Origin of the sequence: Halorhodospira sp. 9621 (assembly GCF_022228055.1) — a bacterium.
Lineage (GTDB): Bacteria > Pseudomonadota > Gammaproteobacteria > Nitrococcales > Halorhodospiraceae > Halorhodospira > Halorhodospira halophila_A.
Map to the genome: position 1 here is coordinate 1 of NZ_JAJNRD010000049.1, position 9,104 is coordinate 9,104.

Below are 9,104 nucleotides of genomic sequence, written 5' to 3' on the forward strand. Positions count from 1 at the left end.
GTCCTGGTATTTCTTCAACCCCCCCCCCCCTAACCGCGCAGCAGCGAAAACTTATTTTTATATGGCAAACGTTCGGCGTATAACAAACCCAGCTGTTGCGTCACGAACCGCACCCCCGATGGACTATAGCTGCTTTAGGGGGATTATATGCTTACTCGAGTCGCAGCATTCACCTTTGGATACTTGAGGAGGAGTGGAGGCCCCAGTGACGGCATTAGAAGAAGGATCGAATCAGACCCAAGCTGCGCCGCCGGTGCAGTCACCCATTCTGGAAGATACGGAAATCTCGGCTCTGCTGTCAAAGGTGGATCAGGCCGGTATCCCGTACGTAAGCTGGAAAAATAATCACGAGCTTGAGACCTATCTGCAGGGCCACGGAGATCTCGATGTCTTCGTTAAACCGGACCGCCGAGCGGCCTTCGTGACCGTCGCATTGCAAGAGGGCTGGGTGGAGTTAGAGAACCCAGTTGCTCGATTCCCGTCCGTGTGCCATTTATTTCGGGCAGGTAGTAACGGGCGTTTGTACCACCTCCATGTGTATTTTCGGGTTGTTACCGGGGAAAGCTGGCTCAAGGAATATATCCTCCCACTGGACGACTTTCTGCTGTCAAATCGGGAGCGTTCCCGGAACACGGGTATCTGGGTCCTGAACGGTGAAGCGCAGAGATATTTGTTCGCTCTGAGGCATCTGCTAAAAGGCGGGTCGATAAGCAGCCGTTGGCTTTACCGCAGGGAACTCGCTTCATACCGGCATGAGTGGGCGGCCTGTGGCGGGCCCGAAGGCTGGACCCCGGATGCCGGGCCTGTTGAACTTTCCTGCTATCTCACAAAAGCCAACCTGTACGGGGATAAGATCAGGCTTCCATCAGTTGGTGCGGCCTTAAGGCTTCGGCACTCATTGTGGCCTTTTCTGCGCGTTGCGGGGTGGACGTTGTCAGCACGGCGGGTCGTGAGTTTCCTGATGCGGGCGGCCAACAAGGTTTTCTGGAAACAAAAGAAGGTTTTCCCGCGGGGTGGCTTGGTGATCGCGATCAGCGGCGTTGACGGCGCCGGAAAATCGACGATGCTACGCGTGATGCGGGAGTTCTTTTCCGGATTTGTGACGGTAGAGCCGTATCAATTGGGGCGGCCACAAGGGCGCATCCTGGAGTTCGCGCGCCGTCTGGTCGCTCGTCGGCGGCGAGGGGGTGACGGACGCGCTGGGCGTGCTTCATCTAATCGGGCAACGAGCTTTCCGCGTGCCGTAGCTGCGTCCGTTCTGGCATGGGTACGGTTGCGGACGGCCCAACGCGCCGTGCGCGCAGCGCGTCGCGGGCGTCTGGTTTTGGTGGATCGATGGCCGTCGGCTGAGCTTGGCAAAATGGATGGACCACGGATTGCCCCGGGGAACTCGAGTCCCCAGAGGATGGTAGAGGGGTTGGGCCGGTTCGAGCGGTGGGCATATTCCCGGATGCCTCGGGCAGATGTTTGTGTGGTTTTGACCGTGAGCCTAGAGAGCGCCTTGGCGCGCAACCGGGATCGGGTCAAGGAAGAGAAAGAGTCGGATGAAGACATCCGGCGCCGGTTTGGGGAAAACCAGGCGGTGAAGCCGATCGCCAACAAGGTGATTCGTTTTTGCAACGAGGGCGAGTTCGACGTGATGCGCGAGCAGTTAACCGAGACGATTTGGGCCGAGGTGGCGTGCCATTGAGCGGGGAGACGCCGACTAACGGCCTGAAGGTGCTGGAGTTCTTCGGGGTGCCCGGAGTCGGAAAGAGCTACCTTGTGAGAACAGCGGTTCCGGCAGGTATAGAACGGCCGATGGACTGGTACAGCCAAGGAGGCCGGACGCAGCGAGTCAGGCGGAAGGTATGGCTACTCCTGCGACATTTACCAGCGGCATTTGCTACAGCAGTCTGGGCCAGAAAGGTGATTGGACTCAATCCATCCATGAGCTGGCGTCGACGGTGGCTAGTTCTGTTTAACTGGGTTTTTGTTCACTGCGTGATCCGCTCGGCGGCGCGCACTCGGACTAAGGCCCTAGTGCTGGATCAGGGGATCGCGCAGGCGCTGTGGTCCACGAAGTTCGGAACCGAGGGGGATTGGCCCCGTGAAGAGGTGAGCATCCACCTTCGGCAGCACCTTCAGCGCCTCCCGGTCTCAGAGTGGGTCGTAGTTCGCGTAACGGCGCGGTTGGAAACCGTGCGAAAGCGAGTAAAAGCGCGTGAGGGGTCCAGTCCAGTGGACCGGAACCTCGACTCGATGCACGAAGCACACTGTGCGGAGCTGGAAGTCAGTGAGGTGCTGAGCGAAGTGGCTCTCGGGGATAATGATGTGCCGGACATCAGAATTTTAGATGTGGTAAACGACGATGACAGCGCAGTGAATCGGCTTCGTGAGGTGATGGGTTGCTATTGAGATCCGGGCTTGTTGAAAGGAGCTGGCGGGGGGCGGGGCGGGTGGCCAGCGCTTCTAGGCGCAATAAAGAGCTTTCAGGCACCTCACCGAAGATTCCTGCGCAGCGGAGCAAAGTGTGAGCCCTCCTCGCGTTCTCATCGTTGTCAACAACCCCTCTTTTTTTCTATCTCACCGGCTTCCCATCGCCCTCGCTGCCCGGGATGCCGGCTGGGATGTTCACGTCGCTACGGCTCCCGAGCCGGCCGATGCTGTCGATCGCATTGAGGAGCAAACACTCCAACACCACCCGATCCCCCTGAGTCGCTCGGGCACTCAACCGCTCGAGGAATTGAAGACGCTTCGAGCGCTCTACCACCTCTACCGGGAATTGCGCCTAGACCTGCTTCACCACGTCACCATCAAACCGGTGGTCTACGGCGGCCTCGTAGCACGCGTTGCGGGCTGCCCGGCTGTCGTCAGCGCCATTTCCGGCCTCGGCTATGTCTTCGCCGGCGAGTCGCTCCGGCATAGAGCGTTGCAAGCGGTTGCTACCCGCCTTTATCGGGCAGCACTGCGGCACCCCAAGAGCCGAGTCATTTTCCAGAACGCCTATGACCGAAGAACGCTGGAGGACCTGGGCATTACTGACCCAGCACGGGCGGTGATGATCCGTGGGTCCGGGGTTCGCCTAGATCAGTTCTCGATCTCACCGGAGCCAGAAGGGACCCCGGTCGTCTTGTTGCCGGCGCGCATGCTTCGTGACAAGGGAGTTGTCGAATTCGCCGAAGCGGCCAGAGCCCTGAAGTCGCGCGAGATCGATGCGCGATTTGTCCTAGCCGGCGACCTTGACCCTGGTAATCCCGCTGCACTAGAGAGGGATACGCTGGATAACTGGGTAGCCGACGGCATTGTGGAGTGGTGGGGGCACTGCACCGATATGCCCACGACACTCAAACAGTGCCATCTGGTCGTCCTACCGTCGTTCTATGGCGAGGGCCTTCCGAAGGCGCTCATCGAGGCAGCTGCCAGCGGGCGCGCCATCGTCACGACCGACCACCCAGGCTGTCGAGATGCGGTGGCCGACGGTGACAACGGCCTCTTGGTCCCACCACGGGACAGCGATGCTCTCGCCGACGCGATCCACGCCCTTTTGGAAGATCCAGAGCGTCGCCGGGCCATGGGGCACCGCGGGCGCGAGCGGGCTGAAGCCGAGTTTTCGGTGGACGAGGTTGTCCGCCAGCACCTCGAAGTCTACGAGGCACTTTTGAATGAGTCGCGATCGCAGAAAGTGCTGAGCCGGTAATCACCTTACCGCAGCCGATTCCCATAGAGCCACGCCCACAACCACACCACCCCGCTCGCCAGCCCCTCCCAGGGCGTGCGCGGGTCGCCGTCCACGGTGACGCGATAGCGGACATTGCGGACTCGGCTTGCGACCTCGGTGATCGCGGGCTCGCCGCGCCCGGGCTTGCCGATCGCCTCATTCACGGTCTCGCGTGCGCGCGCGGCCTTGGACGTGGATCCCTGCACCGGGGCTTCCAGCGTGACGGACCAGTACTTCGGTGGCACGCGGAAAAGTTGGAGCACCCGCACCATCCGTCTCAGATCGCGCTTGTAGGTGGTCACGAGGCCGGTCGCCTCCATCCCACCGAGCAGTCGCTCCAGAGACGACGCGTTCAGGCGATCCAGGTCGGCGGACCTCATCAGCCCAGTCAGGTCCCACCGCCAGCGGTGGAGCGCGACCTCGTAAGGGGGCCACGCCATCCGGTGCACGTGGGGGAAGCGTGCCTGCACCGCATCGAGCGTCGCCTGCAGCCCATGGGCGTCGGATTCGGCATCGCCCTGCCGCACCGCCTCCAGCTGCCAGAGGAACTCGAGGAACGGCGTGCCTTCGAGCGGCTCCGGGGTGGCCCCTTCAGCCCCCGGGGCCTTTGCTCGCCGCCCTGGCCTCAGCGCGGAAGCCGGCAACCGCCTTGCCCACCTGACCCAGAGGCGCTCCGCCTCGATGGTGACCTGGGTATCCTGCCGAGCTTCCGGGTCCACACCGATGACCGTCGGCCCACGGGCAGGTGCATGGCCCTTCGTCGCCAAGCCCTCGATCTGACGGTAGCTATCACTATGGCCGCCGAGGACGGGCACCAGCGCGGCCTTGGGCAGGCGGTAGCGCATATTCAGCGCCTCGAAGAAAGCCAACATCTCCGGCACGTGGATGTAGGATCTCAGCGTGGCCTGCGGCGAGCCGTGACCCAGGCGCTGCGCGAGGTGGAACAGCAGATTGCGCTGCAGCTCGCCGAGCCACAGCTCGGTGGCCTCGCGCTCCCGCAGACCGAGGAGCAGCATCAGATCGAGCATCAGGCGATAGACCCCGGTGGGATCGCGCGGGGCCAGCCACGCATGCAACGCTTCCCAGGTCGGCATATTGATCGCGGCTGCACGCACGCCGGGGGAGCGGTCGTAGCGCTCGGGCCGGAGCGCACGGGGGTCCACCGGCAGTTCGTCATTGACCACCAGCCATCGCAGCCAACGATGCCCGATCCGCTGATCCTGCTCCGGCAGGGCGTCCAGGACGCGCTCCAGGCGCTGATGCAGTGCCTCGGCCGACAGCTCGCCGGGATCTTCCCAGCCGAACTCCGCGCGCAGCCGCCGACTCAGCCCCAGGCCGTAGCGTCGCAGCGTTGACGCCGCGTAGACCCCTTCCTGGCTGGGACCGTGCAGGAACAGGGTGAGCAGGAACCGTACCACCAGGGCATCCACCGGGGTCACCGGCTCCGTCTCCAGCCACTGAACCAGACGGCGGACCGCTTGCGCTCGTTTCCGCTGCGCCCGCCGGCGGCCATGCTGCTGCTCGAAGGCATCGAAGTCGTCCACCAGCGCCGTCAGCGTACGTCGGCTTTGCTGCGCATCCCCGCAGGTCGCCATGCTCGGGGTTTCAGCGATCTGCGCCGGTCGGAAGTCTGCGCCGGCCACCAGCGGATCGAGGAGTTCAGCGTCCCCACTTTCCACCGACCCTTCCCAGTAAAGCCTGCGCGCCCGCGCATCCAGCGGGGTCATCGAACGTTGGCCACGCCAGTAGTGCACCACCAAGTCGCTGTGATGCCGCCGCGCCAGGTCCCGCCAGTGTTTTGTGATCCCCTGCTGCGACACGTTTTTGGGTAACCCGAGCCACACCCATGCGGCATGCAACCAGGCCTGCGGCTGTCCGCGCGGCGGGTCGAGCGCCTGAATCCGGTCCAGACCAAGCGCCAGGGTGAGGCCACCGAGTAGGACGCAATGGCTGTCGAGCTCGATGCGCCCGCCCTCGCGATCGGCAACCCACTCGGATTCTCGCGCTTGCACCAGGCGCTCCAGCCACTTGGGTTGGCTGATGCCCAGCTCCAGGGCCAGAAGCCACCCCCAGGCACCCGCCAGCACCCTCGGATCTTCAACGGCGTACAGATCGCCGAAGTGCTTCAGCAGCAATCGCTCGATGGCTGACACCTGGGCCACCGTCTCCACCTCCCGGTCCAGCGGGCTGCGCGGCGGCGGGAGGATGTAATCCTCGACACGCTGGCTGCGCGGCCATCCCCAGTGACGCCGCAACTCCACCTCGGCGAGCTGGAGCAGGCGATCGGTCTGCCGGATGGCGGCCTCGGTACCAACCGTCTTGCCCAGCGTGTGATGGAGCGCGCGCCGCAACCGCTCCCAGGCGCCATTCACATCCGATTTGCTGCCAGCGCCAGGGACCGCCCCGGTTTGAAACGGGCGCAGCTCGCCGTCATTGGCAATGACCGCCTCGAAGGCCTTGATCGCCTCGTCCGACGGATCCGCCATCGTCTGCGCCCGCGCCTGCCGCCGCAGCCGCTCGGGCCAATCGATCCTGTGCTCATCACTCATTGACCAGACCTCCCAGCGGGGCGTCGGCCCCCACCCTGCCGAGGAGCTGCTCCGCATACCCAGCGAGCGCCTCGGCGATACCCGAACTCCTGGAAAAGCTGTACGGTCCGATGGGCTGCTGGCCCTCGCCGAAGTGATTCAGCCAAGCTCGTGCGATCTCCTCGGGGATGCCGGCATCCGCGCACCAGCTGGCCACGAAGTGCCGCATGGCGTTAGCCGGCCAGGGGTATCCCCAGGTGGCCAGTGCTCGCTCGATCCACGCCGGTCGGACCGGCTGCCATTCCGTCGCCTGCGGCGGATCCTCCGGGGCGACGATGGTGTTCAACCCATCGCGCAGCCTCCCGGGGCACGCGGGCAGACCCAATTGCGCGGCATGCCGATCGAGCATCTGGTCGTACCCCTCCAGCGATTGCACCACCACCCGTGGCAGGCCGAGGATGCGGGCCTCGCCCGGACCGTGGCCGCTCTTGTCAGCGATCAGCGCCAGCGGATGAAAGTCGCTTCGCCCATAGCGCCGTGGAGCCGGATGCACGACGCCGCGGGCCGCGGTGCTCAGCGCCACCTGCAGCCAAACGTACAGCGCCGCGTCCCGTAGCAAACGCTTGCCCGCCAGGTTGGCATCTTCGCTGGAACCACGAGGGCGCCTCAGGGTATGCGCATCCCACCGGAGTGCTCTCTGGAGACCCGTCGCAAACGCCCGGAGTTCGTCCGTCCCCGGGGCGTACTCGGAACCAATGGCGGCCTGGTCCGCGCCCGGCTGGATCAGCGGCAAAGCGCCCTGCCCCGCATCCTGCCAGCCAATCCACGCCATCCACGCCTCGGTCAGATCATGAAACGCCTGGGCGAGGCGAGCGGGGTCCATCTGGATGTAGTGACCGTGGCTCTCGTTGCGCGCGCCGGGCTCCCGCTCAAAGAGCGCATCGAGTACCGACGCCGAGTAGCCATTGCGCTGCGCAAAGCGCAGGAGACTGTGCGCCGCGGACATGAGCGCATCACGCTCCAGACGGCCGATCTCCAGATCGACGCCATGGACCCCGCTTGCGGTGAAGCGGGCGAACGCCTCCCGGGGTAAGAGCTTCTTCAAGTTTTGACGCCGCCCGCGGTACGCATCCAGGAGTTCGGTCATCCGGCGCGCCATCACCCCCTCGAGGGTCAGCGTCCAGCCCTGCGGCTGCTGCGCGCCGGGCCGACGGTATTCGCGGCGAATCCAGAGCGTGCCGGACTCGACGCTGAAACCGACCTCTTCATCCGCCAGCTCCCCCGGGTAAGCGTCCATGTCCCGCAGGATCACCCGCTCGAGCGCTGAGTCATCCCAGCGTCGCGACACCCTCCTCGGGCGCAAACCGCCCCCGTTGCGATTCTTGATGAGCCCGCTGGAGGTGCTCATGAAGATGACCGGCACGCGACCGCGGCCCCGAGTGACCCATGCGGGTCCTTGGCGGGTAAGCGAGGAAGCATCCCAGACTCTTCAAACGCTCTTCGAACGCCTGCGGCACGCCCCCATCCTCGGCGATTCGCAGCAGCTCCTGGCCGACATCCTCCGAGCTGCCGCCGCGGGCAGCGTGCCGTAACGCATCCACGACCTCTTGGTTCTTAGCGAGCTCCGGGGCGGCCGAGTACCGCCACTCCTTCACCACCTGATAGCGCCGCTGCCCCTTGACAGACCCTCGGAAGACCCGAAACCGCCACCAAACGTGCGCCAGCGCTAGGTAATCCGGATCCCAGATATGCGCCGGGTTCTCCAGAAGCGCGGCGTAGACCGGCGCGCTCCGGTAAATTCCGTGAGCCCGCGGACTCTCGCATGCCGGATCCGGCGGCTCGCGGCGGTGCACCGCTTGCAGCAGTTTGAGCGACGTGCGAGCCGCCTGGAGCCATGCCTGCGCGGTTGCTCGCTCCACGGCCTCGGGTACCGTTACCTCGGTCGCACCGACGAAACGTTCAAGCCGGTCAACAACGCCCTCGCCCCACAGTCCGCGGCCGTTCTCGGGCAGCGGAAGCTGCCGGGCGAACGTCTCCCAGCTGCGCTGATCCGACGGCGCCGCCTCGGTACCGGGTATGGCCGCGAGCACAGGGGAGAGAGCATCGCCCACTGCGCCCATCGGATCAGCTTCAGGATGCGGCTCATCCACGTAATCCGGATTCATCGCGCCATTCCTTACGAATTTTGCTCTTCGCGAGGGCACCCGGCGCGAACCCAAAACCGCGCTCAAGTGCCCGAATTCCATGTGGCTCCTGTTTACTACGCAGATGCTCCGCCAGGCTGTGCGCCGGGTACCGGGGCGCCGCGGCAACTAGTAGCTCCGACGAGGTCTCGTAAATCGTTTCCATGGCGGTCTTCGTGATCCCACCCACGACCAGGCAACACAGGGCTTCATCGCTGAATCCAGCCTTGCGCAGCGCCGCGATTTTTACCCAGTCGCTTTCCTGTAAAACGTAATAGCGATCTCTGTATCGAGCGACCGGGATCGGAACACGCAGAAGCATTCCGATGTTCTTAGGAACCCACTCACGCGCATCGATGGGGCATAAACGCCGATTCGGCTCGACAGGGCAATAGATTTTCTGGACCGAAACTTCCTGAACATCATGAATTTCAAGGCGCGCAGTTTTCATATCAGCAACTCCTCAATGTCGGATGACGAGAGTTGCCTGCACGGTATCGCTCCCCCGATGGCGGGACTGCGGCCAATCACCCCTTTTTTGGCCTGATTGGTGACATGGCCTGGTCCGACCGCGTCTTCCCGCCCGACAGCGCCGATTCGGCGACATGCTCCGGCCCCTTCGCGGATCGTGTGGATGTCAGCGGCTTGTAGCGGGGTGGCCGTCGGCAGGCGTGACCCTATATGTTGACCCTA

Annotated in this window: 7 protein-coding genes; 3 read left to right on the forward strand and 4 right to left on the reverse strand. The window is 64.1% G+C overall.

What is annotated here, in order from left to right:
• The first annotated feature begins 205 nt into the window (after positions 1 to 205).
• From LRF89_RS12540 to LRF89_RS12550, 3 genes are all read left to right on the forward strand, one after another.
• Entirely contained in the window at positions 206 to 1,690 is a 1,485-nt protein-coding gene (locus tag LRF89_RS12540) for a hypothetical protein (RefSeq protein WP_238637277.1), read from the forward strand.
• 551 nt (positions 1,691 to 2,241) lie between these two features.
• Positions 2,242 to 2,397 carry a hypothetical protein gene (locus LRF89_RS12545; protein ID WP_238637278.1) on the forward strand — a complete coding sequence of 52 codons (156 nt, stop codon included), beginning with the start codon at positions 2,242 to 2,244 and terminating at the stop codon, positions 2,395 to 2,397.
• A 115-nt stretch (positions 2,398 to 2,512) separates the two neighbouring features.
• A complete protein-coding gene (locus LRF89_RS12550) occupies positions 2,513 to 3,679 on the forward strand; it encodes a glycosyltransferase family 4 protein (protein ID WP_238637279.1) in 1,167 nt (388 codons plus the stop codon).
• A 5-nt stretch (positions 3,680 to 3,684) separates the two neighbouring features.
• Here LRF89_RS12550 and LRF89_RS12555 read toward each other — a convergent pair whose 3' ends face one another.
• The 4 genes from LRF89_RS12555 to LRF89_RS12570 are packed head-to-tail and all read right to left on the reverse strand — an operon-like array spanning position 3,685 to position 8,862.
• Positions 3,685 to 6,249 (reverse strand): J domain-containing protein, encoded by a 2,565-nt coding sequence (locus LRF89_RS12555; protein WP_238637280.1) that lies wholly within the window; start codon positions 6,247 to 6,249, stop codon positions 3,685 to 3,687.
• Positions 6,242 to 7,576, reverse strand: coding sequence for a hypothetical protein (locus tag LRF89_RS12560; protein WP_238637281.1), 1,335 nt, complete (start codon positions 7,574 to 7,576; stop codon positions 6,242 to 6,244). Before LRF89_RS12560 ends, LRF89_RS12555 begins: the two co-directional genes overlap by 8 nt.
• Positions 7,557 to 8,393, reverse strand: a complete 837-nt coding sequence (locus tag LRF89_RS12565) for a hypothetical protein (RefSeq protein ID WP_238637282.1) — start codon at positions 8,391 to 8,393, stop codon at positions 7,557 to 7,559. The genes LRF89_RS12560 and LRF89_RS12565 overlap by 20 nt, the downstream gene beginning before the upstream one ends.
• The gene (locus LRF89_RS12570) at positions 8,371 to 8,862 is read right to left on the reverse strand and encodes a hypothetical protein (protein ID WP_238637283.1); all 492 of its coding nucleotides are present in this window, start codon (positions 8,860 to 8,862) and stop codon (positions 8,371 to 8,373) included. Before LRF89_RS12570 ends, LRF89_RS12565 begins: the two co-directional genes overlap by 23 nt.
• Positions 8,863 to 9,104: the final 242 nt, after the last annotated feature.